This window comes from Sediminibacillus halophilus (assembly GCF_900103695.1).
GTDB classification, from domain to species: Bacteria; Bacillota; Bacilli; order Bacillales; family Amphibacillaceae; genus Sediminibacillus; species Sediminibacillus halophilus.
Genome location: NZ_FNHF01000005.1, coordinates 168,119 through 192,757 on the forward strand (window position 1 = coordinate 168,119; position 24,639 = coordinate 192,757).

Genomic DNA, 24,639 nt, shown 5'->3' on the forward strand with positions numbered 1-24,639 from the left:
TTAAGCCTCCTCATCCTTGTTAATCATGAACAGGTAGATGACACTGACAAATAGTAAAATGATAAACAAAATGTTCGCTGCCGCGGCCCCCAGGCTGAATTGGAACTCATTGAAGGAAAGCCGGTAAGCGATGGTAGATAATACTTCGGTCGAATTGATTGGTCCGCCTCCGGTCATGACAAACACCAGGTCGAACACTTTGAACGTATAGATAAAACCAAGCATCAACACGACGAGAAGTACCGGGCGCAATAAAGGTATCGTTATCTTGAACAATTTCTGGAACCAGTTAGCCCCATCCAGGCTGGCGCTTTCATAGACATCCTCCGGCAGGTTGCTCAAGCCCGTCGACAGTAGCAGCATGTTGAACGGGATGCCTACCCAGATGTTGGCGATGATGACACTCCACAAGGCAATATCCGGATTGGAAAGCCATTGAATCGGATCATCGATAAAGCCGATACCCATCAGCATTTGGTTAAAGATCCCTTCGCCAGAGCCCATCATAAATTTGTACAATAACGCGGTAATAGTCAGGGGAATCAACCAGCTGATCATCACGACACCGCGTAAGAAGGAAGCCAGCTTGAATTTCATGCTGAAAAACAACGCAAGCAGAAACCCGATTACGACCTGAAACACGACACTTCCAAGCGTGTACACAATCGTGTTCCAAACCGAAATCCCGAAGCCGTCCTGATCGGCCAAAGCTTTATAATTGTCGAACCAGACAAAATGTTTATCACCGGTCGCCAGGCTGTTAAGGTCTACGTCTTGAAAACTTAAAATGATGTTATAAATCAGGGGATATCCGATTAACAGCAGCATGAAAATCACTGCCGGGTAAATAAATAAGTATTCTCCCCATCTGCCTTTTTTCATACCGATTTGTCTCCTTTTCCCTGTTTTCTTGATTGCGTTATAAAGGCAAAGCCCCTTATGACAAGGGGCTTTTTTCTTTACTCGTCAACCGTCTCGCTGACCGACTCTGCTGCCTTGTCCAATGCTTCTTCTGGTGATTTAGTACCTGTCAACGACTCTTGAATCGCAATTTGGATCGATTCAGAGATTTCCGGCCATTGCGGAGATGGTCCTCTTGGTACGGCTCCATCCATTATCGGCACAAATCCGTTCAAATATGGATCCTCCGTCCAATGGTCCGAGTTTTCCAACACATCTTTTCTTGCCGGGAAGACACCCGTTTCGTACGTAAATGTCTCGTGACGGTCCGGCTCCAAGAACCAAGTCAAGAAGTCAAATGCGCCATCGACATTCCCGCCTTTGATGATAGTCAAATTCTCTCCCCCTAAAACGGAAGCGAACTGTTCATCTTTCGGAATCTGGCTGATGGAAAAATTCATATCCGGGCTTTCTTCCTTCAATCGTTCGATGTTCCATGGACCATTGACCATCATGGCCAATTTCCCTGCGGCAAATTGTCTTGCCAGGTCATCTTGGGTTGCATTGACCACATCGCTGCCCATCGATCCTTCTTCAATCATGTCTGTAAGCAGCGTCATCGCTTCCACTGCACCCTCCGAATCAAGCGAATCATAATCGGCTCCAGCGGAACGGAGGAAAGGATAGAATTGAAAAGCGCCTTCTTCCGATTTAACAGCCGAAACGGCAAAACCTTTCGTATCATCGTTTGTCAGTGCCTTTGCATCTTCCTTCAATTCGTCCCAGGTAGTTGGCGGCTCTTCGATGCCAGCTTCCTTCAGTAAATCTTCGTTATAAAACAATCCCAGCGCATTACTGCCGACAGGCAAACCATAGTACTTGCCATCATACGTGGCCGATTCTACGGGACCTTCGTAAAAGTTATCGATTTCTCCCCACTCTTCGACCTTCGAGGTGATATCCTCCAAAACCCCTTGCTCGGCAAAGGCCGCATTGTCGACCACATCCATCAAAGCCATGTCAGGCAGTGTACCGCCGGCCACACCGACAGAAAGCTGCTTCTTCACGTCCGCAAACGGAACGTATTCCCCTTCCACTTCATACTGATCCTGCGACTCGTTATACTCATCTATCAAACTTAAAAATTCTTCTTGCTGTTTTCCGGTATAATGGAACCAGATGGTAACATCCTTGGACCCTTCCGTTGCTTCTCCCTCACCACCAGATTGCTCGTCATCAGTGATGGAAGTTCCGCCGCTGCATGCAGATAACACCACTACCAATGAAACGATTGCCAATAATAAACCACTAATCCTTTTCACTTTTTGTCCTCCTAAAATAAACACAATTTTTTTGTTAGAACATCATCAACTTTACATGGATAAAAGATAAATAGACAGACCCTATAAAGGCAGTTCCGCGTCTACTCTTACAAACAGCGGCATGGTATCAAGCGGTGTTTCGCAGGTAATCCGCTGTCCGCCTTCGTAAAGTTCCCCGCTGTTTGTATCCTTCCAAGTTTCCCCTTGAGGCAGGTAAACCGAGCGGCTTGCCGTACCTTCCTGTAGCACAGGAGCCACCAGCAAGTCCGGTCCGAACATATAAGCATCCTCTACATTCCAGGCCTCCTGATCTTCCGGGAAGTCGTAAAACAATGGTCGCATCGGCGGAGTCCCTTTTTCATGTGCAGCTTTCATCAATCTGGTTATATAAGGGCGCAACCGCTCGCGCATTCCCATATATTTTTTAAAAATCTCATAGGCTTCTTCACCATAACTCCACACTTCATTGTCGGCACCACTCGGACATAAACCGCCACCGCTGGTCCCAAGCGGTTCCTGATGTGGCTCGCGGTCGCCATGCAGACGGAAAACGGGACAAAATGTACCGTATTGGAACCAGCGGATCATGCATTCCCGGAATTCCGGGTCATCCGGGTTGCCTCCATGAAAACCGCCGATGTCCGTTGTCCACCACGGAATACCTGCCAGTCCCATATTCAATCCAATGGCAAACTGGTTCCGTAACGAGGCAAAACTAGAGTCGATGTCTCCCGACCAAACGAGCGCTCCATACCGCTGGCTGCCGGCCCAGGCACAACGGACAAGGTTGACTACGTTCTTCTGTCCTTCGGCGGTCATCCCATCATAAAAAGCCTTCGAATACATGGCAGGATAAATATTTCCGACCTGAACATTTGGCCCGATATGGTAGCGGAAATTGTCAAAATCGTAGACGTTGTACTCCGGCTCCGCTTCATCAAGCCAGAAGGTTTTGATTCCATAGTCATAATAGTTTTGTTTCGCTTTGTTCCAGACATACTCTCTTGCCCCAGGATGGGTGGCGTCAAAATAAAGCGTGTTGCCCAGAAAGTCATGGTTAATACGGATGCCGCGATCCGTTCTCGTCAAATAGCCTTTTCGCAGCATTTCTTCATAGTTTTCGCTTTGCTTATCGACAGTCGGCCAAATCGATACCATTAGCTCGATTCCCATGTCTTTCAGTTCCTTGACCATCGCTTCCGGATCCGGCCAATAGTCTTTATCGAACCGCCAGTCGCCCTGTTTCGGCCAATGGAAGTAATCGATGACAATCACCGAAATCGGGAGTCCGCGACGTTTATATTCCCTTGCGACCTCCAGCAATTCTTCCTGTGTCTGGTAGCGCAGCTTGCACTGCCAAAAGCCCATTCCGTACTCCGGCATCATCGGTACCGTTCCAGTTGCTTTGGCATAGGCTTCTTCGATTTCTGCGGGAGTGTCTCCGGCTGTGATCCAATAGTCCAATTGCTTGGTCGACTCCGCTTTCCATTCGGTTATGTTTTTGCCAAACGTCACTTGCCCCACAGCTGGATTGTTCCAGAGAAATCCATAGCCGAGACTGGATAGTGCGAATGGCACAGTGGCCTGTGAATTTCGCTGGGCAAGTTCGAGCGTGCAGTTTTTCAAATCCAATATCGGCTGCTGGTATTGCCCCATCCCATAAAGCTTTTCCTCCGGGTTGGATTCAAATCTTAACGTCAGTTGGTAATCCCCGCCCAAGTGGGGCTGAAACTCACGTGCATCTATTTTCAACGCACTGCAAAACGCTTTGATGTTCCTGCGGTTTCGGACATACTCTTCCAGTAGTATCTCATTCTTTTGGTTATAGAAAGTAAGTTTGCCGGCACTTGTCAGCTCGGCCCTGATTTTGCCATTTTGCACGATGGCTTTTTCCGCGCCGATCGTAATCTCGGCAGTGCCCTCTTCCGGTTCAAGCAGGGCCCAGTCTTGCGGCTCCATTTCCGCGTGGAACGTCGAGCGGACACGCAAGCTGTTTTCTCCCCATGGCTCAATCCAAAGTTTTTCACTATCGTATTCTCGTATCAGGCGGTTGCCTTGTTTTCTGAAAACCTCTTTCATATCTCCTGCACCCTCCAACTCAGCAGTAATCGGTTATTCTACTTCCTCTACCTTCGCGGCCGCATCGGATAAAGCTTCTTCCACTGGCTTCGAATCAGTCAGGGATTCCTGTATGGCAATTTGAATCGCTTCCGAAATTTTCGGCCAATCCGGTGAGGGTCCGCGTGCTTCCGCCACTTCCATAATCGGTATGAACGCCTGTAAGTAGTCATCGTTCTTCCAGTAATCCGAATCATTCAGAACATCCTGTCTTGGCGGAAAATAACCTGTATTCTTAGTAAAGCCTTCAATTTGCTCAGGAGCCAACAGCCACGTCAAAAATTCCCAGGCCGCATCAACATTGGCCTCCTTGGTAATTTCAATATTGTCACCGCCAAGTACGGAGGAAACTTGTTTGTCTTTCGGAATCGGCACAATCCCGAAGTCCATGTCTGGATTGTTTTCCTGCAGGCGTTCGATCATCCAGGGGCCGTTTACCATCATCGCCAATTGCTCAGAGGAAAATTTCGTCGCCAAATCATCCTGAGTAGAGCTGAGTATATCCTCGCTCATCGAATCGTTATCCAGCATGTCTTTGATAAGTGATAATGCTTTTTTCGCTTCTTCCGATTCTAAATGTTGATAATCTCCACCCGCAGAATAAAGGAACGGATAAAATTGAAAGGTGGCTTCTTCTGACTTAACCGCAGATATGCCCAGTCCTTTCCGATCCTCCGTTGTTAATTCTGCAGCAGCCTTCTTCAGCTCCTCCCATGTTTCAGGCGGTTCCATTCCTGCCTTTTCAAACATGCCTTTGTTGTAAAATAGACCTAACGCATTACTCGTCAGAGGCATGCCGTAATGTTTCCCTTCATAGACGGTCGATTGCAGGGGAGAATCCAAAAAGTTCTCTGTTTGTTCCCAGTCCTCCACTTTCTCAGTAATGTCGGCCAGTACGCCCATCGATGCCAAAGAAGCGTTATCGACGGTGTCGGAGATAATAATGTCAGGAAGATTGCCGCCGGCAGATCCGATGGATAATTGCTTCTTGATATCGCTGAACGGCACATATTCACTTTTCACATGCACTTCATCCTGTGACTCATTAAATTTGTCCAACAGTTCCGTCAAATACTCTTCGGATCCGGTATAATAGTGCCACAAAAGAATTTCCTGCTTCCCATCCGCGGTTTCCGTGTCCGTACCGGACTCTTCTGTGATACTGGAACCACCTCCGCAAGCGCTCAGCATGAAGAAAAGCAGCAAACTAGTAAAAGACAACAGCCATCCTTTCTTCAACAACAACACCCCTTCTTTTCTTGTAAAATCAGCACTCTCCCACTTTTGTCATGCGGCAAGACTTAGTTAATCGCTTTCACTATTTGATAAAAAATAAGACCCCTGACCATTCGCGGTTTGGACGCGTTTGATTTGTCGAGATGCCTGATAAGGGAGAAGCAAATGCTTAATTAAAATAATAGTGATAATAGAAAGCGTTTTCTTTATTAATTCTCGCAATTTATAACACAATTCTGATATATTGAGAGATAAGGGGGGAAATCACAAATGGATAAAAATCGGTTGATGGAAGATAGAAATCATGGAGATCCGATGTTTCCTTTAAGAACCTATACGGAAAATAAACTCGATTCCAATGGTGTTATTTTTGGCTTGCACTGGCATTATGAAATGGAATTTACGCTACTGCAAAAAGGACCGGCCATTTTTCAAATTGGTTCCTCCAGTGTCATCTTAGAGCCAGGTGAAGCGGTTCTGATTCCGAGCGGTCAGCTGCATGCGGCATATCCTTACGAACAAAACAATTTTCAAATCACCGCTATCGTCTTTCATCTTAATTTTCTCCGCAGCTTTGCGTACGATCAAATAGAGTCCCATTATGTAGACCGTTTGGAACAGCTTGAAACATCCCAGCCTCTCATCATCAAACCAAAAACTGACTGGGAGCAATCGATTTTATACTCCCTCTCCCGCATCATCCACTATGAACAAAACAGACCGCCAGCCTATGAACTGGCAATCAAGGGATTGTTGTTCGAAGTGATGGCGGAATGGCTTGGAAACTATCCTATCCCTGACAAGGCCGTCCATAATGTTAAAACGGACCAAATCAAAAAGGTCCTCCTATATATCGAGGACCATTTCCAGGAAAAAATCAGGATAAAAGATTTAGCCTGCGTTGTACAAATGAGCGAGGGCCATTTCAACCGTTTCTTTAAGTCGATTGTCCGGATGACACCGATTGAATATATCAATACTATCCGTATCAATCATGCGGCGAAATTACTGCGGGAAACTGATCGAAAAATCCTCACCATTGCATTGGACGCAGGCTTCGACAATCAAAGTTATTTCATTCGTACATTTAAACGATTTAAAAGCTGTACGCCATCTCGTTATAGAAAAGTGAAAGAGCCTGTAGAAGAACCGATAGGATTTTCGAATAGATAACCTGATCAAGCCACTAAAAAGACGATTCCCAAATAAAAGGAAATCGTCTTTTTTACCAAAACCATCTAATCCGTCTATCTCTCCTCCATCACTCGGTGGCGAAGCTGATAAATCTGTTTCGCCATATAGGACGGCGTGTATGGCATATCATTTTGCAGCCAGGCCACGATTGTACCCATGTAGGCGGCGGAGTCGTACCAAATCACAATGTCTTTCTGTACACTGGAAGCATCTTCCTTCCGCTCCACTCTCGAAATAATTCGCTCTGTCAGAAATGCCAACAGCCTGTCTCGAAAAATCGGAATTCGTTTAGAGGTGAAGACGACTTTGTAAAACCCTGCATTGTCGGCTATATGGTGAAGTACACGCTCCATTACATGCCATTTTTCGGTTTCTTCAGTGGAGTTTCGTTCTGCTCTCGCTTCCCTCCATACCCTTATCAAATCTTCCATCATATCTTCGGCCATCTTTTCCAGCATATCCGGTATATCCCGGTAATGCAGGTAAAAGGTGACCCGGTTGATTGTCGCCCGCTCCGCAAGGCGGTTTACCGACAGTTTTTCGATATCGATTTCCTGTATCAGTTCGACAAACGCATCCTTCAATAATCGACGTGTCCGAACGATTCGTGGATCAGCTTTTTTCTTTTCCTCCATCTCCCTTTTCCTCCCCTTTCTTTCTATACTACATTTTTTAAATTTCTGCTGAATTTCCCTGCTTTAAACGACATCAATTCATCGATTGTAAATTAATAGACAGATCACAAAAAATTGTATATTGAACCCACCAATCTTCCTATCTATAATTTAATTTATATGTTGTAAATTATACTACAGTTTATAAAATTATTGAAACAACCAGGAAAGGATGAAAATCATTGACTTCCAGCAAAACAACAGACAACAGTGTGGTCAGAAAGGGTCCAGTTTTGACGATCATGATTTTGGGCGCTTTCTTTGCTATTTTCAACCAGACAACCATGACCGTTGCACTCCCGACATTGATGGAGGAATTCAACATTGAAGCGGCGACCGGCCAATGGTTGACGACAGGATATATGTTGGTGAACGGTGTGCTGATTCCGGTCACGGGCTTTTTGATGCTGCGCTTTTCAACCCGCCAGCTGTTCCAAACCGCGATGATCATTTTCCTGACCGGGACACTTGTCTCCGCCATGGCCATGAACTTCCCTGTCCTGCTCACCGGTCGGCTCATCCAGGCAGCATCAACAGGGATTATGATGCCGCTATTAATGAACGTGGTTTTGTCGCTTTTCCCTCCGGAAAGGCGTGGAGCCGCAATGGGTACGGTCGGACTTGCGATTATTTTTGCTCCTGCCATCGGGCCGACGCTTACCGGTTATATTCTAGATGCTTTTCCATGGCAAGTCTTGTTTTATGGCATGGTGCCATTTGTGGTCGTAATCATTATTTGCGGCTTCATCTTTTTGAAAAACGTTTCGGAAACCACTAAAAGCAAGCTTGACCTGGTCAGTCTGATTCTTTCCACCATCGGATTCGGAGCCCTCTTGTACGGATTCAGCGAGGCAGGGAACGAGGGATGGTCCAATACCGAAGTAGTGATTGCTCTCAGTATAGGGGTATTGACAATCGGGCTATTTACATGGCGCCAGTTGACTTCCGGAAAGCCATTCCTTGATTTGAAGGCTTTCCGCTACAACATGTTTTCCTTGACGACGATCATCAACTGCGTGATTACGGTGGTGATGTATGCCGATATGATTTTACTGCCGCTTTATTTGCAAAACGCCCGGGGCTTCACCGCTTTGGAAGCCGGAGTCCTCATGTTTCCCGGAGCACTTTTGATGGGACTATTGAGCCCGGTAGTAGGAAAGCTTTTCGATCGCTACGGAGTGAAGTGGCTGGCCATTTTCGGGATTACGATTATTCTGGCAACGACCTACAGCTTCGCAAACCTGAGCGATGCGACAAGCTATACATTCCTCATATTGATGTACACGGGCCGCCGGATCGGGATGGCATTGTTCCTGATGCCGCTGCAAACGGCAGGACTGAACCAACTGCCATCCAGCCTGAACGCACACGGAACGGCCATCTCCAATACGGCTCGGCAAGTAGCTGGTGCGATCGGCACTTCCTTGATCGTCACGATTATGACCAGCAGAACGAAAAACCATCTGCAGGATATCGCGGCCCAGGGGGCAGCAAACGGTGAAACACAGGCACACATGACCATGGAAGCTTCTATCCAGGGAATTAGTGACGCCTACGCCGTTATGCTTTTGTTCGGGGTGATCAGTCTTGTCCTGTCCTTTTGGATAAAGCGTGTGAAACAGGCGCCGGAAGAAGAATTGGCAGTGGGCTGAACCTGTTTACTGGTATTAGAAGAAATCCCCTTCCTTTTATCGGAGGGGATTCTTTCATCACAAGAAAAACGTATGATTTTTTCACTTTTACCTTTCCCATTGGCATTTCATCCTTAATTGCCCTTCAACAAACTCCGCGGTCAGACTGCCATTCATCTTTTCCATGAGGCTCTTGGCAATCGGTAGTCCAAGCCCTGTACCCTTTCCCGTCCTTGTCTGGTCCGCTTTATAAAACCGATCGAAAAGATGGACCAAATCCTCTTCGCTTAACCGGTCGACCGAATTGCTGACAGTCAAGTGGACGGATGCAGGCGTTTGTTCAAGTTGGACAGATACATCCCCGCTCGAATGCCTGACTGCATTAATTACTAAGTTTTCCAGCACCCGTTTAACCGCGGACGGATCAGCCATTACCATGATCTCTTCCTCCGACCTATCAAATCTCGGTTCTATCTTTCTTTTTTTGAATTCTTCATAAAAACCTACCAACACCTCAGAAAGGAGAGGATTCAATTTTACCCTCTCCAGTTTCATCGGATAATCCGCTTGTTCGATAACAGAAAGCTCGAAAAAGTCCTCCAGCAAGATCTGTAATCTTTTTACACCTTTCTTGACGGTACCGATATATTCCTTTCTTTCCTCAGAACTTAATTGATCGGATTCCAAAAACTGAAGATATCCCGATATCGTCGTCAACGGCGTGCGGATGTCATGAGAGATATAAGATATCGCCTGCTTCAGCTCATTTTCCGTCTTTCGCTTGTCCGCCTTGGCTTTTTTTGTCCGATCGATTTGATGATTGATTTCCTTTGCCAGCTTTTCTATATCGTTGTCAAAAAAACGAATGTCCACTTTCTTTCCCGTAACCTGTTCATTCACAGCACGCAGCTGGCCAGCCATCCGCTTGATTTCCTTTTTTAACAAGTACTGACGGGTGAGCAGATAAACAGTAAGCAATCCCGTTATGATCATCGCTCCATATAACATTTACTCACCCGCCACCTTTCCTACTTGATTTCTTTATGTTTAAAAATAAGGCTGCCCACCATCCCGAATACCAGGAATGTCACGACTGGAACCACGGTTACCTTGATTACTTCCGTACCACCCAATTGGTTGATTTCGATGATCTTTTTGGATAACTGGAAAACAGAATTGTCATGGACAGGTTTCAAGAATGCCAGTTTGGAACTGATCATCCCCAACAAGGTATCTGCCAACATGAAGAACAGCAATAAAAAACCAATCGTTTTTCCGCTGTCAGTAAACATAATTGAAAATACAGCCATGACCGAGGCAAAAGCTGCCGCATATAGAATCGTGAGTCCGATTGTCTGGAGATAATAGGACCAGTCCAAACTGCCAGGGAATCCTGCGATTGTACTGATGGCAGTCATAACCACCGGCATGGTGATCGAGATGATAATGGCCCCCACCGAGAACATGACCAACTTGGCATAGTAAATCCTGGTCCGGTTATTTCCAGACGAAGCGAGAGACTTCATCGTTCCCCTCGAATATTCGCTCGTAATAAAAAAACCGGCTAGAATACAAGGGATGTAAGAAACGATTTGCTCATTGAAGCTGAGGGCATAATACTGGTAGTAATCATTCAGTTGTGCGAGTTCCCCACCGTCTAAGCGGTCCATCATTGTCTGGAGGACAGCATAGGCGATAATTATTCCTGTCAGCACCCATAAGGAACGGTCATTTCTCAACTTGAACCATTCGGTCTTCATCAAGTTACCCATGCTGCACACCTCCGATGCGATTGGTAAAGTATGCTTCCAATTCTTCTCCCATCGGCATAAATTGTTCCAAAATCAAGCCTTCGTCTGTCAGTGTTTTAGATACTTTGCCTGGTGAATCTGTATAGGCAAACAGCTTGATGGTCCCGTCCGCCATGACTTCAAATTCGCTTGTTTCCAGCTGTCCCTCCAATACGGTAGTCGCTTTATTTGGTTGATCGACCTTTATATGCAGGTATTGCTGGCACTTTTCATTCAATTCTTTTGCCGATAACTGCTCCAGCAATTTCCCCTCGTGGATAATTCCATAATGAGTCGCCAATAAATGAAGTTCACTCAAAATATGGCTGGAAATCAGCATGGTGATTTCATGCTCCTTGTTGAGTTTTTTTAACAGTTCCCTGATCTCAATGACGCCCATCGGGTCGAGTCCGTTAATCGGCTCGTCAAGGATTAAAAACTCGGGATCACCCAATAAAGCAATGGCAAGTCCGAGACGCTGCTTCATCCCCAGCGAGAAATTTTTAGCCTTCTTGCGCCCCGTATCCTGCAATCCGACAAGTTTCAGTGTCTTTTCAATGCATTCTTTACCAGGGATACCTTTTAACAGCCTGTGCGCTTCGAGATTTTCAGCCGCCGTCATATGCGGATACAAAGCAGGTCCTTCAATGATCGTCCCAATTCGCTTCCTCGCTTGTATCAGCCCTTGTTCACTATTCTGCCCGAATAGCTCGAATGACCCCGCAGTCGGACTGGCAAGACCCGTTATCAAGCGAATAAACGTTGATTTCCCGGCTCCGTTTTGCCCGATAAAACCGTAAATCGATCCTTTAGCAATCGACATCTCCACTTTATCGAGCGCCATTTTGCCATGGTATTTCTTTGATAAATGATCAGTTTTTAAAATAGATGCTTTCATCTTTTTGCCTCCTTACCTTTCCATCGACCATGCTTTTACTATAAGGAGGAAAACATAAGAAACGCTTAAGATAAATCTTAAGAAAACCTTAAGTTTTCAGCCGATACCCCATCCCCCAAATGGTTTCAATATAGTCTTCAGCAGGGTTCGCCTGGGACAGCTTGCTTCTTAAATTGCTCATATGAACATTGATAGTATTATCATCTCCGTAGTACTCCTCGTTCCAAACACGCTCAAATAAGTTCGCTTTGGTAAACACCTTGTTCGGAGAAGATAATAAAAGATACAATATCTGGTACTCCCTTGCGGTCAGCTTTAAAGCGTGTCCGCTCACGGACGCTGTTTTTGCCTCCGTGTCGAGTACAAGGTCTTTATGACGGAGCTCTTGGACAATAGGTTTATCCGCCATCCGCCGATACCTTCTCAGACACGAATCGATACGGGCGGAGACCTCCTCATTATCGAACGGCTTCGCTATGTAATCGTCTGCTCCAGTTCGCAGGGCATCAATCTTCACCTGCTTCTCCAGCTTTGCGGAAATAATAATGACCGGAACATTACTTTCTTGTGCTACTTTATCCAGTATTTCTTCTCCAGACTTGCCTGGAAGCATCAAGTCCAGCAGGATCAAGTCCCAATTCTGGCTATCCAGATAAATGACTGCCTCCGTTCCAGAAAAAGCAGATTTCGCTGTATATCCGCTTTTACGAATAATACCACAAAGTAATCGATTGATATCTTCATCATCTTCTATGACTAATATGTTGGTTGAATCATACATTTTTTTCACCCCGTCCATTTCTACCCTTATCATTCACGGAAATTGAAGCGAAGTCAATACGCACAGATCGGAACCAGTACAAAAGAATACTACTTTTCCCTTTGGATAGAGGAAAATGCACGCTTTGTCTAGTAATTGTTTACTAGCTAGAAAAAAGGAAAGGGAAGTGGACGTCATCAAACTGTTTGTCAGCTTGTTTATTTGTTGGTGCTTGACAGCCATTTTGCTATGTAGTTCTGCTCCAGAAAGTCATCACAAACAAACCGTTGTATTCAAAGGAGTGGGAGTATCACTAAAAATCGAGGGTGGGAAGGAAGGGCAGTATTATTTAATCCAAACTGTAACTGACGGGAGCCAACATGGGGACCTCGCTGTGTTTCCACAAGATAAATCCTTCGTGATGGACGAGAAAGATGAAGAAAAAGAAGTTCTACATACCCTAACCGAATATACAATTAACGTATTCGGGACCGAGTACAATGACACAGATGAACCGGCCATGAATAGGTTAAGCGGATCTGAAAAGAGCACAACAACGCTACTGAAAACAATCAACATTACACCCGAAGAAGATACAAACTCGTTAACGATTGACTTGAACGAGTGATGAAAATTAACCGGATAGTTATCCTGGTTCACAAAAAGGCCTTCACACTTCTTTAAAAAACTTTCCCCGGAAACGATTGCGTGACCCAATGATCGCACTCTGTATGGAATTTATTACATAGTTTATATCTCTATCGCCGCCCCTTTCACCCGCTTAAACCCACGGACTTTGGCCAACGCTTCCACCAGCTTTAGTGCTGCCTTATCTTTTGCTTTAGCCTCGATCATGATATCAGCGGATTTCCCGTTGGCCTTTAACGCGTTGATAAATTCCATCGCAAAGTCTTTTTCCACAAATTCCGCATGTGCCCGGAACAGTTTTTCTGACTTAGGGGAAGACAAGTGAAACTTAGGCCGCTTACCGGTTCCTTCCCATGTGGCAAAGATTCTGGGGAGTAAGTCCTGATAAGCTCCCTCTCCGGGGTTCGCCCAGTGGTGATGAAAATCGAAAACAAAGGGAATGCCGTGCTTTTCACAAATTCCCAAGGTTTCTTCTGCGGTGTAAGTCTTATCATCATTTTCAAGGGTCGTTTGCCTGCGGATGTTTTCCTCAAGCTTGATAAAGTTTTGGTTAAACCGTTCGATTGCTGCCTGCCTATTGCCGTATGCACCACCAACATGGATATTTATCGTTGCTTCCTTATGTAAGCCCATCGCTTCCAACATGTCATAGTGGTAGGTCATATCAGTGATCGCATTATCCGTTACATGATCCTGGTAGCTTGTAAACAAGGTGAATTGGTTCGGGTGGAAGCTGACGCGCAGTTCATGCTTTTTAACCAAAGCCCCGATTTCCTCGAAAAGATGCCGAAAAGGAGTCACAAAGTCCCACTTCACCTCCGGATGGGTGGCAAGCGGCACAAGCGAAGATGACATCCGGTAAAGGTCAATGCCGTGGGCAATGTTATAGTGCAAAGCCCGTAATGTGTTGGCTAAATTCTGTTCTGTTAGATGATATAGTTTTTCTTTCCTGCTATCCTTATCCAACTTTCTCCAGTTAGTGAACGTTAGGGTACGGGAAGGCGATGCCTCCCATAAAGAAAGAGCAGTTGAGACGTAGCCGAATCTGAGTAACATTTTTTCACTCCCACGTAAGAGGATAGATGATGGTAGTATTTGTGATAAAAAATGGTTCATACGTGGGTTACTAACGCGGCAATTAACCCGCTCTGCCAGTCGTTTATTTGCGCATATTCGACAGGCCAGCCTGCACGCATAAAACAGTAACTCCTCTTCCCGTTAAAAACTCATCATACCCATTTCCAGAGCATGATAGCAGGCGGTAGCTTCAGTGCCTCAACCTGCGATTTTCCCCTTGCGTTTTTCCCTTGAAAATAACTGATAATCTTCCAATTCTATGGTAGGAAGATGAACACTGGCACTGATTTCAAACATGCGATCTCCCGAGAGGACGACAAGATTTCGGCCTTGTTGGTACTCATAAAGATAGTCGGCTATGATACAATCGTCGTCATTGGTTTCCAAAAGATTGTTTTCTTTCATGAATTCACTATCCCACTTTTTCACCGTAAACTGAACAAGATTCCCTGTTTGCTTTCCGGTTTTCACCAGGTCTTTCAGTCGGTTCCGAGCTCGAAGACCTTTTCTTTTCTTCTCACCACTTGCGAATTTATGGATGTCATCCCATTCCATTTGTACATCTTTGCTGATCAAAAGTCGGTGCTTCTTTAACTCATCGATTAAGTAGTCGTCTCCTTCCATCAATATATTGGTATCGATTGCCACGACAATATCTTGCCTTTCATATTTTTTCATCCGTTCTATGTTCCTGCGCATAAGGTCAACCTTTGCTTTCTCCCGGTCCATGTGTTGTTGAATCATCCGTTGCTTATTTTCAACATAGATGTTGATCTGATTGTTCCTTGCTTCTATTTGTGAATTTTTCTCTCTTTGCTTTTTATTTTGCTTTTCCAGCAGTTTTTGTTGCCTTACCATCTTTTCTGCTTCTTTCTGCTTTTCTGCAATCATGCTTTCGAGTGATTGGAATACCTTGCGCTGCTTATAAATGTTGTGGACACGAACAGCAGCCCACACGCGGATTCCGAGGAAAAAGGCACCAACCGTCATCAATAAATCGGCAAGCAAAGGGAAAAAAGCCCAGCCAGTCACAGCATGTTTGTAGCATACCAGCAGCGAAGCGATAAACATGGCTATAACACCGTATTGAGCCTTTTTTATTTCACAGGCATTCGTATTATTTATGCTATAAAGACGGGCAAAAGCAGCTTCCGGAGCCACCATCGCCAGCAAATGATACCCAATATACCCCGGTGAACCTTTAGCTTCGCTTTTCACAAGCTCTTCACCAAATGCTTGATTAAAAAGCATCACAAACAGCATAATCGTTACAGGTACTAAAAACGGAAAAGAAATAATCGTTTCCATGGCATTCGCTCCTTTTTTTGTTTTTATTGATAAGGATCATCCGGCATATTGTCATAGATGTCCATGCCATCATCCAAGGTATCCATTCTGTCATCAATAGGGTCTAGGCTATCGGGCATATCCCATCCATCATCAGATGGTACATCCATTATTGGTATGTCGATAAAACCGTCGTCAGGCATGGAATCTATCGGTTCATCCGGAAATGGATTGTCAGGAAATTCGTTGTTGTGACCTGACGCGGCATCGTCAAGATGTTCAATTGGATCGGGCTGATTTTGCGGATCATGCAAATGAAACCCCATGCCATTCACCATTCCATGATCGGTCTCATCTCGTATCATATCCGTCCCTATTGTCTGCAACGCGTCATTCTCCAGTTCTGCAGCCAGTATCCGCTGTTCTTCCAGTTTCCATTCGTTTTGTTGCAGAGGTTCAAGCTGTTCATTATGTAAAAATTCATCTTGCTGTACGTGGCTGTTCCCATTGAATATGTCGAAATCTTCTTTGTGGAAGTCCTCTTCCGGAACTTGGCGGGTAAAATAAAGGGCTTGATTTTCGTGAAGCTTTTGGTTGGATATGGTCTGGTGTTTTTGCTTCCATTCTTCTTTCTTTTGAAGAAGTTGCTGCTGCACAGCCTGAGCTTGCAACACATCATCATGGAGCTGTTCGCTGAGGGAGACGGCTTCCTTGTAATTTCCTTTTAAGAGTGCCACTTCCTCTTCCCTTTTTTGCAAATCCTTTGCCATTTGAGCAATTCGGGCTTTAAATGCGTCCATGCTCCCATTGGGAAATTTGATAACAATATAAAAGTAAAGAAAAAATATGACTGCGATTCCGATCAATGTTCCCATTCCCTCATCCCTTTCTTTTTTTACAACTCTTCGATAATCTTCATGATATCTTCCGGCAGTGCAACTCCCTTGAAAGATTCGTCCCTGTCTGCAGGCACTTTTTCTGAAGGAATTCGTCCTGTTCCGCTACAGTAGGTACACCACTCATACTCGCCGACTGCTAAATTCGTCTCTGGATCGTCATATTCATGCACCAGCATTTTACCGCCGCCAAAACACATCGGGCAAACATGAAGGTTTGCATTACTTATGGCTTCCTTTTTCTGTTTCCTCATCGTCTTTCCTCCTTTTCAATCATTTCTTAGGCACAGCTTTTCATATCATACCTTTGTATTTGATGATTTTCCAACGCCTGTAATCTTCCTTTGTGAATTTCTTCCAATTGTTGTGACGTTTTAAAAGGGAAGTGAGCGCATCCCATGTGGCAAAAAACAGTCCTAAACATTGCAATCCCGCGATTATATAAGCAATCCACTGTAAAACAGCCATTCGTTCCCCGCCTTCCATCTGAAGTCTTTTCGCTTGTTGCCATGAAAATTCCCTAACCGTCCTTATTTGAGGCTTCTTTGTTCTCTAATAAATCCACCCATTCCACTTTTCCTTTTTTGATTTCTTCGAATTTCGGATCCTTTGGCTCCTGGACCTTCAAAATAAGTGCTTCATCTGTTTCCATGTGATCCTCTGGGCCAAACAACCTGACAAGCGCTCCATAGGTTACCAGCCAGACAGATTCAGATTTGCGGACTTCTCCCTCATAAAAACGGTTTGCCAGGATGGCCTTGCGTATCGTATCCACACTTCTGATGCTTTTCCATCTGGCTGCCGCTTCGTTCAGCGACATCACCTGGTCCAAGGTCAAAGAATCATTCCCTGGTATGGTGTATGGTCCATAAATCGCCCCAATTTGTGACCGGTAGATAAATTGCTTCGCAGGTGTCTGTTTGTTCGTATTCACATAATACAGGCCGCCGTTTTTGATAATTGCGTCTTTCACATCGTTTAAATCTTCCAGCGGTTGTTCTAATGCTTCCGTTTCTGAAGGAAAGAGCTGCAATGGCCATTTTTCGCCCCCTGTCTTGGTGAACAAAATAAATCTTTTCATCGTCTCCCTCTCTTCTTTTTATATTTTCATTACATAAATAATTTTAAAAATTCTTCATGTCATCCATCGAATACTATTTATCATACTGTATAGATTCATAACAAGCAAGCATATTTTATTTTTTCTTTTATCTCAGAAATTAAAAAAACACTCCCGACGTTGATTGCTCCACATCGGCGAGTGTTTGTTACTGTATTGCATATTGAATTTGTATGAAACCTTTATTTTCGTTCACGCAGTTCCTTCAGCACTGGCATTTCTTCCAATTCTTCCTCGGTCACAAGCTCCCACTGTATCCCGTTTGGCTTTTCATAGCCGGAATGAATCCTGATCAGTTCTGCTTCTGTCGCAATCCAGTCAACCGTTAAATCGAAAGGATCTCTGGGTATGTCTTCATCGGTCAACTGCGCACTATGAATTGTACCTACTATTGGTATATCCGGATTTCCCAGTTCCCGAATAATGGCGTACTCCCTATCCGCAAACCCTGCTCCTTTGCCCACTCTTCTACCGTCCTTCCGATGTAAAGCCACAGAACCGACGAAAAACAGGTCAATATTCGGAAGCTCTGCAAGCGAAATTTCTTTGCCATAGGCTTTTATATGGGACAGGCTCGCCGCTCTTCTTTCTTCACCATCCGGAACCCACTCTGGCTTCACCATGATGAAACCAGCTTTGAGACGGGGAGTGGGCACAAGCAACACCTTCCCATCACGTAAAATTTGTGAGCGGATTGGTAATTGCGGAGCATCCGGATTCACTTTAACAACCTTCGCTTCTTTGTAAGCAGGAATCTTCGTGACAAATCTAGCTGCCATTTCGGCTCCTTTGAAATTCGGGATGCGATTTTGCAAAGGAAAAGGGAACCTGCCCAGTTTGTGTTCCGCTAAATAGTCCCATTTCTTCTCACGTATTTCCTGTTTTGTTACCACCATTTCACACCTGCCATCCGTTTTGCTATGTATGCGTATATTTTACCGTAACAGGGTTCCTTTTTGATAGTGGTAAGGAAAAATGCAGGAATAAGAGAAGTACTCTTATTCCTGCATTCACTGTTTAATGCATGCCTTGTTGCGGGGCTTTCGTATAAGCCTGCAGCATGGTGATCATATCCTGTTCTTTTAACTGCGGCACCTGATAGTACCCATGCTTGTTTTGATAAAGAAACAACTCGTAGCCCATCTCGATCAGGTTCGGCACGCTGTCGGCAACAACACGACGCAGGACTGGATTGTTCATCTCTGCAGCCGCCATGGTGAACGTAGAGGCTGCTGCTTTGGTCTGACTCAGCATAAACGAAGAATAACATTCGTCCGTTAGCTCACCCACGGACTGTTTCGGTTTCTTTGGCTGTCCAGCTTGTAATCCATACGTGATCTCGTTGCTTTGCTCCATCTTATACTGTTGAGTCGGCACGTTCGGATCCTGTCCCGTTTGAAAGCTATCTACAACGGTGTTATATGTTTGTGTCAAGAAGGCGGATTGGCGCTGCAAAATCCCCTTCAATTCAGGGTCCTGAATATGTTGGTCGTACAACTTGTATTGCTCCAGCACACCGATTAAACAGCCAATCAACTCGTGAGAGTCCAGCATTTCGTGAGCTCCGTGATTCATGGCCTGGTTCGCCATATTTTGCGGCATTTGCGTACCGCCTTGCATTTGATTTTGATTTTTCGCCATACGATGACCTCCTGCTTTATGGATTCATGTTTATATTTTCCATGGAGGAGGGTTTTATGTATGAGTTGTACTTTATCATTATCGAACATGTTTATGTGTATAGTTCTAAAGCAAAAAAGTCTGTAATGGTGAAAAACATGAAGCCATCCTTCTCCATCCAGCCCTGTGAAAGTCACCAATTTAAGCGTTTTTTCTTTTGGTCATCACCTTCAAACCATAAGCAAATATCCCATAACCGGCAGCCGTCTTTGCAGCCCAGTTTGCGGCGCTCTCTTCCTCGGAAAAAATCACCGCCGGTATCAAAGTAGATAATGTATATAGTCCCAACACTTTTATATATCGCTTATTCATCGTAATTCCTCATCCCTTCCTGCTGATGTGGTTTTATTATAGCAGGGGTGTTTTTGTAACTATGTGAGATTTGTCACTTATCGAGCGGATAAAAGGACGGGAATTCTGAAAACTGTTTAGCCAATGCGATTTACCGGGTATCAAGTTAAAATAATGTAATTTATTGGAGGGATATCATGGAATACATCAACCTGGGAAATTCCGGTCTGCGGGTTCCCAAGTATATACTTGGCACCATCCCGTTCAGTGGAACGAATGGTTTTGAGGCGACCGGCAATATAAAGGAAGACGACGCGCGCAAAATGGTCGATATTGCTTTGGATGCCGGAATCAACATGTTTGATACGGCGAACCTTTATTCAAAAGGAGATGCTGAGCGTGTACTCGGAGCTGCAATTAAAGGACGCCGGGACGAAGTGCTGCTTACATCAAAAACCGGCTTTCAGTTGGGAGACAACCCTAACGACGGCGGGGCTTCCCGTATCAATATCGAGACCTCCATCGATCATTCTTTGAAGAGACTGGGGACAGACTATCTCGACTTGTATTTTGTCCACTTATGGGATGGACAGACGCCAATTGAGGAAACTGTTGCAACGATGACTAATCTCGTCAAGTCCGGAAAAATTCGCTATTGGGGTGTTTCCAACTATAGCGGCTGGGCGCTTGCAAGAACATTCTCCATTGCGGATAAGCCTGGCTATATTCCGCCGATCACCCAGCAGATTTACTATACCCCAGAGGCCCGCGAAGCGGAATACGAACTGCTGCCGGCAGCAAGCGAGCTTGGCATCGGCTCGATGATTTGGAGTCCGCTCGGCGAAGGGCTTCTCAACGGAAAAATCGGACGTAATAAAACAGCTCCTGAAAACACGCGTCAAGGTGGGGGCTGGCCAGAGCCTTGGGTACAGAATCAACAACGTCTTTACCAGGTGATCGATGCACTGGAAGAAGTCGCAGCCAACCACGATGCTACCGTGCCGCAAATTGCGTACACTTGGGTGAAAGACCGTCCGAACGTCGGCCCGATCGTCATTGCTGCCCGTAATGAACAACAATTGAAGGAAGACATCGCTTCCTTCGATATTCAGCTGACACAGGATGAGCATGACCGCATCGAATCGGTTGCCCGTCCGGCACCTCTATACCCTAACTGGCACCGCGCCATGAATTCCCTGGAAAAAGGCAGCCCATCGGAAATACCGTATCTAAAAGGATATAAACAGTCGATGGGAATGGAAGATTAAGGATAAACGTTTCATTCAAAACGTGCCGGATGCAGAGCGCAATACCGTTCTGATCTCGGCGCGTTCCTCGTTTTTTAACATTGCTCACCTTTATTTTTTCAACATACCGAATTATTCGAAACATTCCCAATATCCGGGTGACAATTCTCATCTTTTAACCTATTATTAAATTAAAACAAAAAGTTGGGAATATTCCATGTTAAAAAGTATAAAGAGATCTAAGTGGGCCCTCATCATCTTCTTTTTCCTTTTAACCATTACACTAATACGCTTATCGTGGATGTCTTTTTTAACAACCTTAGACTATCCTGATAGCCCAATCGCTAAGAATGGGGTACTCGACTTACGAGGATGGGAGTTCAGTAATAAACAGATCCGTCCAGTCTTCTGGAATCAAACGGAACTATTGATAATCCCTCTTCTGTTTACTTAGATATCCCTGATAGTTGGAACACAGCATTTAAGGGAAATCCTTCTTTCACCTATGGTACATACCGATTGCAAATATTGCTTGATGACAAGAATTTGCAGACGTTTGGATTGAGAATTAATCGATTGACTAATGCATCGACTGTTTTTGTAAATGGAGAACGAGTAGGTAAGGCTGGGGAAGTAGCAATGGCAGAAGAAAAACATCTAGGCAGCAACGTCCCCTATTCTGTTTCCTTTAAACCGGAACGGAATGAAATCGAATTACTTATACAGGCATCCAGCAATCGAATAAGTGGAGGCATCGTCAAGCCTATCCGCTTTGGAACAGCGGAAGCGATTCATTTTCAGACCCTTCTATCTGTAGGACTACAGCTTTTGCTGATTGTTGTCCTGTTACTACATAGTGTTTATGCCTTTATCTTGTATTTCATGCGTTCTACACTAACCAAGGGCTTGCTGTACTTTACGATATTACTTCTATGTGCCATTTTCACTGTTCTCGGTTCTGACGATAAATTAATACTTTATTGGGTACCGATTGAATATGCCTGGGAAGTTAAATTGGTTTATTTAGCTTACATTGGGGTCGGAGCATGCATCCCCTTGGTTATTGATCAATTATTTACAAAGTTCGTATCCAGAAAGATCTTACGCTATTTTATCCTATATTGTTTCTTGTACGCATGGTTTATTCTGCTTTCCCCACCAAGTTATATTTATCAAACGTCCAAATTCCTGCTACTGGCAGTGTTTGTCTGGTCCCTCTTCCTATCGGTTATAAACTTTCGCAAAGCAAATATGGATAAAGAGGAAAGTATCTTCCTGATACTTGGCTGTTTAAGTATAGGAACAAATATTGGATGGGCTTCGGTGGAAAGTAATACATCTTTAGAGATGATCCACTATCCATTTGACCTAATTATTACCTTATTATGCTTCACCGCTTTCTGGTTTAAGAGATTTTTTCACGTTACAACCGGATACAAACAGCTTGCTGAAAAACTGCAAGCAGAGAATAAACAGAAAGATGAGTTTTTAGTAAACACTTCCCATGAGCTAAGAAATCCACTGCATGGAATTTCTAACATCATCCAGACGCTTTTGGAGGATCAAACAAATCCGCTGAATAAAGAACAACAAAAGCGCCTATCGGTCATGAGGAATATAAGCCAACGGATGACCAGTATGTTGAATGACTTAATGGACGTCACCAGGCTAAACGAAAAGACTATTCCCATGCATTTAAAGAAGATGCATATACAGTCGGTGGTTTCCGGCGTCATCGACATGACCAAATTAATGTTAAATGGGAAACCGGTTCAATTATTAGTAAAAGTGCCAGATAACTTTCCAGAAGTATGGGCAGATGAAAATCGGGTCATTCAAATCCTGTTTAATTTAGTCCATAATGCCATAAAGTTTACAGATAAAGGAACTATTACCATCTACACAACCTTGAAAAATGGAATGGCACAAATCCACATCGAGGATACGGGGATCGGTATTCCGGAAGAAGAGTTAAGTACTATCTTCGAGCCTTACCAACAGGCTGCAATGAGTACACACAGATCAAGCGGTGGATTCGGGTTGGGCTTAAGTATTTGCAGGCAGCTGGTCGAACTTCAGAATGGAACATTACATGTTCAATCAACGCCAGGAAAAGGAACAGTTTTTACTTTTACCTTGCCTTTGTTTAATAAAATGGAACAAACTGCTAATGATCCGTCATGGGAAGAAACAGATGAAAAGATAGCTGCAACTGTGGAATCAGCCCATTCTGCCGATGGCGATGCTTTAAAAACAACACAAAATATACTAACCGTTGATGACGATCCTGTTAATTTAGACATACTTCGTGTCATTCTGGAAAAGGCAGACTATAAAGTTACCAGTGTGACAAGTCCATCCCAGGCAATCGCAAAACTGGAACGGGAATCTTATGATTTGGTTATTTCTGATGTCATGATGCCTCAAATTTCCGGCTATGAATTGACACGTGTAATACGAAAGCGTTTTTCTATCTCGGAGCTGCCAGTGCTTCTGTTGACGGCAAGAACGCGCCCAGAAGATATTGTGACAGGCTTCAAATCCGGGGCCAATGATTATGTAATGAAACCTATCGATTCATGGGAATTAAAAGCGAGGGTAAAAGCGTTAACCAACCTAAAGGCTTCCATAGAGGAACGGATTCGTATAGAAGGGGCATGGCTACAATCACAAATTCAACCGCATTTCATCTTTAATACGTTAAATTCGATTGCTGCACTGGGTAATGTGAATAGGACAAAAATGCAAGAACTTCTTGAAACATTTAGCCATTACCTGCGGCTTAGTTTTGATTTTCATAACACAGATCCGGTCGTTCCATTAGAGCATGAGCTGGCTTTGGTTCGTTCTTACTTATATATCGAGAAAACTCGCTTCGGAAATCGGTTATTAATAAAATGGGACATCGATGCCAATATCGAAGTTATGATTCCACCGCTGTCTATTCAGCCTCTTGTGGAAAATGCTGTGAAACACGGCATATTGCAGCAAGCAAGTGGAGGGACCATCCTAATCCGTATAACGAAACATTCTGATTATATTAAGATATCCATTAGGGATAACGGAAAAGGGATGACTGAAAGCAAAATGAACCAGCTTTTCACAGAAGAAGATGCCTCCGAACGAACAAGTGTTGGATTACAAAATGTTGAACGCCGTCTTAAGCAATTTCACGGCAATGGATTGACCATTCAAAGTAAACCGAACAAAGGGACGACAGTTAGCTTTACTATCCCAAAGCAAAGGGATGAGTGATTCTCATTTCACCCTTCCCTGGAGTTAAACATAAACACGATATCGTTGATTACATTCTAAAAAACCCCCCGCCGGTAAAACCGACGGGGGGATTGTTTTACTACCATTAGGATAGGTTTACATTGTCCTATCACTTAAGTCCTAGATAAAAACATAACAGGGGAATCATCTTCCAACCTTATGATAGTTTTTGTCTTCTGTAATAGACAAATCCAAGAATCATCCCGGAGATAAGCAATATCAATCCTAATACTATTACATTATACGAGTCTGTAGCAGTATCAGGAAGCTTTTGACCATCAGATACAGATGGCTTGGAACCGACATCTTTTCCTTTATCAGGATTAGAAACATTAATCTTTTCATAAATATAAGTTACTGTTTGTCGATCCTCTCCAAATTCGCCAGTTTCCTTTCCAACCACTTTCACTCGTTTATACCCATCTATTTCTTTAGGAGTCGTTTTATACGATTCTCCGATATTTCCATTCAGCTCCTCTGCATCCGCAAGCGGATTGCCGTCCTCATCCACGTATTTCACTGTGACTGGGGCTGCTGGTGTCGGTTCTTCTTCCACCGGTTTGTACACATACGTCACCGTTTGTGCTTCTTCTG

General features: G+C 44.4%; 24 protein-coding genes. 5 read left to right on the plus strand and 19 right to left on the minus strand.

The features are described from left to right. The 4 genes from BLR82_RS16220 to BLR82_RS16235 all read right to left on the minus strand — a co-directional run bounded on the left by BLR82_RS16220 (position 1) and on the right by BLR82_RS16235 (position 5,579). Complete coding sequence (locus BLR82_RS16220) at positions 1-882, minus strand: carbohydrate ABC transporter permease (protein ID WP_074600518.1); 882 nt, start codon at positions 880-882, stop codon at positions 1-3. A gap of 77 nt (positions 883-959) precedes the next feature. Then, positions 960-2,222, minus strand: a complete 1,263-nt coding sequence (locus BLR82_RS16225; RefSeq protein WP_245693847.1) for an ABC transporter substrate-binding protein — start codon at positions 2,220-2,222, stop codon at positions 960-962. Positions 2,223-2,303: 81 nt separating this feature from the next. After that, entirely contained in the window at positions 2,304-4,301 is a 1,998-nt protein-coding gene (locus BLR82_RS16230; RefSeq protein WP_074600519.1) for a glycoside hydrolase family 31 protein, read from the minus strand. 33 nt (positions 4,302-4,334) lie between these two features. Then, positions 4,335-5,579 carry an ABC transporter substrate-binding protein gene (locus BLR82_RS16235; protein WP_074600520.1) on the minus strand — a complete coding sequence of 415 codons (1,245 nt, stop codon included), beginning with the start codon at positions 5,577-5,579 and terminating at the stop codon, positions 4,335-4,337. A 267-nt stretch (positions 5,580-5,846) separates the two neighbouring features. On the opposite strand from BLR82_RS16235, the gene BLR82_RS16240 reads away from it, so the two are divergent. Then, entirely contained in the window at positions 5,847-6,749 is a 903-nt protein-coding gene (locus BLR82_RS16240; RefSeq protein ID WP_074600521.1) for an AraC family transcriptional regulator, read from the plus strand. A 74-nt stretch (positions 6,750-6,823) separates the two neighbouring features. Here the strand turns inward: BLR82_RS16240 and BLR82_RS16245 are convergent, their stop codons facing one another. Further along, positions 6,824-7,405: a TetR/AcrR family transcriptional regulator gene (locus tag BLR82_RS16245; RefSeq protein WP_074600522.1), complete on the minus strand. Its 582-nt coding sequence runs from the start codon at positions 7,403-7,405 to the stop codon at positions 6,824-6,826. A gap of 281 nt (positions 7,406-7,686) precedes the next feature. On the opposite strand from BLR82_RS16245, the gene BLR82_RS16250 reads away from it, so the two are divergent. Next, entirely contained in the window at positions 7,687-9,096 is a 1,410-nt protein-coding gene (locus tag BLR82_RS16250; protein WP_083334915.1) for a DHA2 family efflux MFS transporter permease subunit, read from the plus strand. Between the two features lie 87 nt (positions 9,097-9,183). Here BLR82_RS16250 and BLR82_RS16255 read toward each other — a convergent pair whose 3' ends face one another. From BLR82_RS16255 to BLR82_RS16270, 4 genes are all read right to left on the minus strand, one after another. Further along, complete coding sequence (locus tag BLR82_RS16255; RefSeq protein ID WP_074600524.1) at positions 9,184-10,083, minus strand: sensor histidine kinase; 900 nt, start codon at positions 10,081-10,083, stop codon at positions 9,184-9,186. Positions 10,084-10,103: 20 nt separating this feature from the next. Beyond that, complete coding sequence (locus tag BLR82_RS16260) at positions 10,104-10,847, minus strand: ABC transporter permease (protein WP_074600525.1); 744 nt, start codon at positions 10,845-10,847, stop codon at positions 10,104-10,106. After that, positions 10,840-11,763 (minus strand): ATP-binding cassette domain-containing protein, encoded by a 924-nt coding sequence (locus BLR82_RS16265; protein ID WP_074600526.1) that lies wholly within the window; start codon positions 11,761-11,763, stop codon positions 10,840-10,842. The genes BLR82_RS16260 and BLR82_RS16265 overlap by 8 nt, the downstream gene beginning before the upstream one ends. A gap of 88 nt (positions 11,764-11,851) precedes the next feature. After that, positions 11,852-12,544, minus strand: a complete 693-nt coding sequence (locus tag BLR82_RS16270) for a response regulator transcription factor (protein WP_074600583.1) — start codon at positions 12,542-12,544, stop codon at positions 11,852-11,854. A 124-nt stretch (positions 12,545-12,668) separates the two neighbouring features. On the opposite strand from BLR82_RS16270, the gene BLR82_RS16275 reads away from it, so the two are divergent. Beyond that, the gene (locus BLR82_RS16275; RefSeq protein ID WP_139186989.1) at positions 12,669-13,151 is read left to right on the plus strand and encodes a hypothetical protein; all 483 of its coding nucleotides are present in this window, start codon (positions 12,669-12,671) and stop codon (positions 13,149-13,151) included. A gap of 122 nt (positions 13,152-13,273) precedes the next feature. Here the strand turns inward: BLR82_RS16275 and uvsE are convergent, their stop codons facing one another. The 9 genes from uvsE to BLR82_RS21160 all read right to left on the minus strand — a co-directional run bounded on the left by uvsE (position 13,274) and on the right by BLR82_RS21160 (position 19,543). Further along, positions 13,274-14,227 carry a UV DNA damage repair endonuclease UvsE gene (gene uvsE / locus BLR82_RS16280; RefSeq protein WP_074600528.1) on the minus strand — a complete coding sequence of 318 codons (954 nt, stop codon included), beginning with the start codon at positions 14,225-14,227 and terminating at the stop codon, positions 13,274-13,276. A gap of 219 nt (positions 14,228-14,446) precedes the next feature. Beyond that, positions 14,447-15,556 carry a hypothetical protein gene (locus BLR82_RS16285; protein ID WP_074600529.1) on the minus strand — a complete coding sequence of 370 codons (1,110 nt, stop codon included), beginning with the start codon at positions 15,554-15,556 and terminating at the stop codon, positions 14,447-14,449. Positions 15,557-15,579: 23 nt separating this feature from the next. Then, positions 15,580-16,410 (minus strand): hypothetical protein, encoded by an 831-nt coding sequence (locus BLR82_RS16290; RefSeq protein WP_074600530.1) that lies wholly within the window; start codon positions 16,408-16,410, stop codon positions 15,580-15,582. 20 nt (positions 16,411-16,430) lie between these two features. Then, positions 16,431-16,685, minus strand: coding sequence for a hypothetical protein (locus BLR82_RS16295; protein ID WP_074600531.1), 255 nt, complete (start codon positions 16,683-16,685; stop codon positions 16,431-16,433). Positions 16,686-16,725: 40 nt separating this feature from the next. After that, entirely contained in the window at positions 16,726-16,899 is a 174-nt protein-coding gene (locus tag BLR82_RS21155; RefSeq protein WP_175486837.1) for a hypothetical protein, read from the minus strand. 52 nt (positions 16,900-16,951) lie between these two features. Further along, positions 16,952-17,512 carry a helix-turn-helix domain-containing protein gene (locus tag BLR82_RS16300; protein ID WP_074600532.1) on the minus strand — a complete coding sequence of 187 codons (561 nt, stop codon included), beginning with the start codon at positions 17,510-17,512 and terminating at the stop codon, positions 16,952-16,954. Between the two features lie 221 nt (positions 17,513-17,733). Continuing rightward, positions 17,734-18,444, minus strand: coding sequence for a 5-formyltetrahydrofolate cyclo-ligase (locus BLR82_RS16305; protein ID WP_074600584.1), 711 nt, complete (start codon positions 18,442-18,444; stop codon positions 17,734-17,736). Positions 18,445-18,568: 124 nt separating this feature from the next. Continuing rightward, the gene (locus tag BLR82_RS16310; protein WP_074600533.1) at positions 18,569-19,192 is read right to left on the minus strand and encodes a spore coat protein; all 624 of its coding nucleotides are present in this window, start codon (positions 19,190-19,192) and stop codon (positions 18,569-18,571) included. Between the two features lie 180 nt (positions 19,193-19,372). Beyond that, positions 19,373-19,543 (minus strand): hypothetical protein, encoded by a 171-nt coding sequence (locus BLR82_RS21160; protein ID WP_175486838.1) that lies wholly within the window; start codon positions 19,541-19,543, stop codon positions 19,373-19,375. Positions 19,544-19,719: 176 nt separating this feature from the next. Here BLR82_RS21160 and BLR82_RS16315 point away from each other — a divergent pair, with 176 nt between their 5' ends. Continuing rightward, positions 19,720-20,790 carry an aldo/keto reductase gene (locus tag BLR82_RS16315; RefSeq protein WP_074600534.1) on the plus strand — a complete coding sequence of 357 codons (1,071 nt, stop codon included), beginning with the start codon at positions 19,720-19,722 and terminating at the stop codon, positions 20,788-20,790. Positions 20,791-21,288: 498 nt separating this feature from the next. After that, on the plus strand, positions 21,289-24,024 hold the full coding sequence (locus BLR82_RS16320) for an ATP-binding protein (protein ID WP_245693848.1): 2,736 nt from the start codon (positions 21,289-21,291) through the stop codon (positions 24,022-24,024). 178 nt (positions 24,025-24,202) lie between these two features. On the opposite strand, the gene BLR82_RS21165 is transcribed toward BLR82_RS16320, so the two are convergent. Then, positions 24,203-24,639 (minus strand): MucBP domain-containing protein (locus BLR82_RS21165; RefSeq protein ID WP_175486839.1); only part of this gene is annotated, 437 nt, incomplete at its 5' end.

Bases quoted from the DNA above. Each gene is read 5' to 3' on its own strand.
- BLR82_RS16220 (WP_074600518.1), bottom strand. From the start codon at position 882: ATGAAAAAAGGCAGATGGGGAGAATACTTATTTATTTACCCGGCAGTG.
- BLR82_RS16230 (WP_074600519.1), bottom strand. From the start codon at position 4,301: ATGAAAGAGGTTTTCAGAAAACAAGGCAACCGCCTGATACGAGAATAC.
- BLR82_RS16240 (WP_074600521.1), top strand. From the start codon at position 5,847: ATGGATAAAAATCGGTTGATGGAAGATAGAAATCATGGAGATCCGATG.
- BLR82_RS16245 (WP_074600522.1), bottom strand. From the start codon at position 7,405: ATGGAGGAAAAGAAAAAAGCTGATCCACGAATCGTTCGGACACGTCGA.
- BLR82_RS16250 (WP_083334915.1), top strand. From the start codon at position 7,687: ATGATTTTGGGCGCTTTCTTTGCTATTTTCAACCAGACAACCATGACC.
- BLR82_RS16255 (WP_074600524.1), bottom strand. From the start codon at position 10,083: ATGTTATATGGAGCGATGATCATAACGGGATTGCTTACTGTTTATCTG.
- BLR82_RS16260 (WP_074600525.1), bottom strand. From the start codon at position 10,847: ATGGGTAACTTGATGAAGACCGAATGGTTCAAGTTGAGAAATGACCGT.
- BLR82_RS16265 (WP_074600526.1), bottom strand. From the start codon at position 11,763: ATGAAAGCATCTATTTTAAAAACTGATCATTTATCAAAGAAATACCAT.
- BLR82_RS16270 (WP_074600583.1), bottom strand. From the start codon at position 12,544: ATGTATGATTCAACCAACATATTAGTCATAGAAGATGATGAAGATATC.
- uvsE (WP_074600528.1), bottom strand. From the start codon at position 14,227: ATGTTACTCAGATTCGGCTACGTCTCAACTGCTCTTTCTTTATGGGAG.
- BLR82_RS16285 (WP_074600529.1), bottom strand. From the start codon at position 15,556: ATGGAAACGATTATTTCTTTTCCGTTTTTAGTACCTGTAACGATTATG.
- BLR82_RS16290 (WP_074600530.1), bottom strand. From the start codon at position 16,410: ATGGGAACATTGATCGGAATCGCAGTCATATTTTTTCTTTACTTTTAT.
- BLR82_RS16295 (WP_074600531.1), bottom strand. From the start codon at position 16,685: ATGAGGAAACAGAAAAAGGAAGCCATAAGTAATGCAAACCTTCATGTT.
- BLR82_RS21155 (WP_175486837.1), bottom strand. From the start codon at position 16,899: ATGGCTGTTTTACAGTGGATTGCTTATATAATCGCGGGATTGCAATGT.
- BLR82_RS16300 (WP_074600532.1), bottom strand. From the start codon at position 17,512: ATGAAAAGATTTATTTTGTTCACCAAGACAGGGGGCGAAAAATGGCCA.
- BLR82_RS16310 (WP_074600533.1), bottom strand. From the start codon at position 19,192: ATGGCGAAAAATCAAAATCAAATGCAAGGCGGTACGCAAATGCCGCAA.
- BLR82_RS21160 (WP_175486838.1), bottom strand. From the start codon at position 19,543: ATGAATAAGCGATATATAAAAGTGTTGGGACTATATACATTATCTACT.
- BLR82_RS16315 (WP_074600534.1), top strand. From the start codon at position 19,720: ATGGAATACATCAACCTGGGAAATTCCGGTCTGCGGGTTCCCAAGTAT.